Genomic DNA, 2112 nt, shown 5'->3' with positions numbered 1-2112 from the left:
GACTTCGTTGCGCGCGGAGCGATACCGGAGAACCCGGCCGAGCTTCTGGTGAGCGAACGCATGCAGCAATTCCTCGCGAAGACGAGCGAATACGATATCGTGCTGATCGACACGCCGCCGGTGCTCGCCGTATCCGACGCGACCGCGCTTGCGGATAGCTGCGGCACCGTGCTGCTGGTGACCCGCTTCGAGACCACTTCCATTGCGCAGGTGCTGCAGGCGACCGCGCAGCTCAAGCAGGCGAATGCCCGGGTGAAGGGCGTGATCTTCAACGCGATCGATACGGATGTCTATCGCTATAGTCTGGGTGCGCGCGCAGACCTCTATCGCAGTGCTTCCTATCTCGATGCACTGCCGGCCAGTGGAGAGACAAAGCAAGGCTAGCCTTCACGGCGCGAGGGCCGTCGTCACGAATGACGATGAAAAATCAGCCGACTTTCGGCGTGGATGATTGGCGGATATCAAAGACTCATTCGTCAGTGTCGCTGGAGTTGTACTGAGTCAGGCGCTCAATTTCGTTTCGATTCTATTGATCGGGAAGTTCTGCGGGCCGACGGCTCTCGCGTACTTTTTATCCGCTCGTTAATCGGCTTGCGTCTGAAGGTTGCGTGCATGGCGGCGGACAAGGCCCAGGCCGTGCGTGCAATGACGAGTTCCAGCGCCGTCGCCATACCGATCGGCCCGCGCTTGGTGGCCACGATCATTTCCGGCCCCTCCGATTCGATTCCGGTGATCGCCCTCGCATTCGGCGTGTTTCTGCAACAGACGCTGGGTGAAGCGCTGACCAGCGAAAGGGAGTACACGAAGATCGCCACGGTCCGTTTCTTATCGATCACTGCGTTCGCCGGGCACTTCATCTGCCTGATGGCGCTTTTGAAAGCTGAGCGCGCGGGCAGCGGCGTCTTCATCTATGGCGGGATCTTTCCGACCTCTCTGTTTGTGCCGGCCGGCGTCTGCCATTTTGATGCTGATGATATTCGTCCATCGCGACGCCGGCAGCTTCGCGCTCGCCTACCGCGTCGGCTATTTTCGTACGTCACGGTCTTCTGAACCCGCGCGCCGCCGGCGATGCAATGCGCTTGCCATTCTGAAGTTTGGCGCCGAAAGCGTGGCTAAACCCGTGGTATAGTGAGTTCGATTATTAGGTCGGCATCCATCCGCAAGCGGGACATTGCGCCCTTGTCAATCTCTGCCGGACTTTGGATCGCCTTCATCACACTGTCCGGTGCCGCTAGGGAAGATCTCAAGCCATAGCTACGCCACCGATGACATCGTGCTGTTCAACTTCTCAAAAATTCGATGTGGTCGTAAAGGGAGTGGAAGATGGTAACTTTCTTGACGCATGCCGCCTGTCTGCTGATCGGCGTGGCGATTGGGGTCTTCGCGTGTGCGCTTTGCGTTGCGCGCGCGAGAGGATCAAAGGAGGAGAATTAGTCTCATCGCCCTCTTATGATCCATCCGTCATTGCGGATGTCCGCTGCTTCCTCTTTGCAACACCATCAAGCACGTTGGAGCAGGGCAGAACGGCAAAATGACGCAAACGGCGGAGTCGGCGTTCGCGTTCATCTCATCGATTGCAATTAGACGCCTTCACTGGAGCGGGGTCAGGTAGGGACCCGATAGGAATCGCTGCGCTCGCGGGATGCTCGCGGTGTAGGCCCGAATCGCGGCGGCAAGCTGCGGACAAATCAGGTTACGGTTGTAATCGTAGATTGAGTAGCCGTCGCCTTCCCCGTTGCTCGGATCGCCGTTACGCACGACATACCAGAACGCCTTTGCCACCGAACCGTTGTCCATCAGCACCTTCAACTGATTGAATGCCGCGAGTTGTCCGGCGTCCGTACGGGTCGTCCCGTTGTTGGTTTCCGTGATCCAGATCGGCTTGGGACCGCTAGCGACCAGATTCGAAACGGTCGTCTTGAACGACTGCATCAGCGTTTGGTAGTCGGCGCTGCTGAAGTACGGGTGAACGTCGACGACGTCGATCTCGACGTTCAACGGGCTGGAAGCACTCTTGGTGTTGTTACCCATTGCCTTGATGTAGTCGGTCGCCTGGATCAGCTCGCTGCCCGCGGGCGGTTTCCAGCCGTTATTCGGGTACGCCGAGTTGTA

At 58.4% G+C, this 2112-nt stretch carries 3 protein-coding genes; 2 read left to right on the top strand and 1 reads right to left on the bottom strand.

Annotated elements, in window-relative coordinates; translation table 11 throughout:
- Together HDG32_RS35880 and HDG32_RS35875 are read left to right on the top strand one after the other, a co-directional pair.
- A partial coding sequence (locus tag HDG32_RS35880) for a tyrosine-protein kinase family protein (protein WP_409340086.1) occupies positions 1 to 384 on the top strand: 384 nt, incomplete at its 5' end.
- A gap of 228 nt (positions 385 to 612) precedes the next feature.
- Entirely contained in the window at positions 613 to 1050 is a 438-nt protein-coding gene (locus HDG32_RS35875) for a hypothetical protein (protein ID WP_260336733.1), read from the top strand.
- 540 nt (positions 1051 to 1590) lie between these two features.
- Here HDG32_RS35875 and HDG32_RS35870 read toward each other — a convergent pair.
- Positions 1591 to 2112, bottom strand: a 522-nt coding sequence (locus HDG32_RS35870) for a glycosyl hydrolase (RefSeq protein WP_260336732.1), incomplete at its 5' end; no start/stop codon positions are given.

This window comes from Paraburkholderia sp. CI2, assembly GCF_014201055.1.
In the GTDB taxonomy this organism is placed as follows: domain Bacteria; phylum Pseudomonadota; class Gammaproteobacteria; order Burkholderiales; family Burkholderiaceae; genus Paraburkholderia; species Paraburkholderia tuberum.
This window is presented reverse-complemented; position numbering and strand designations above follow the sequence as displayed.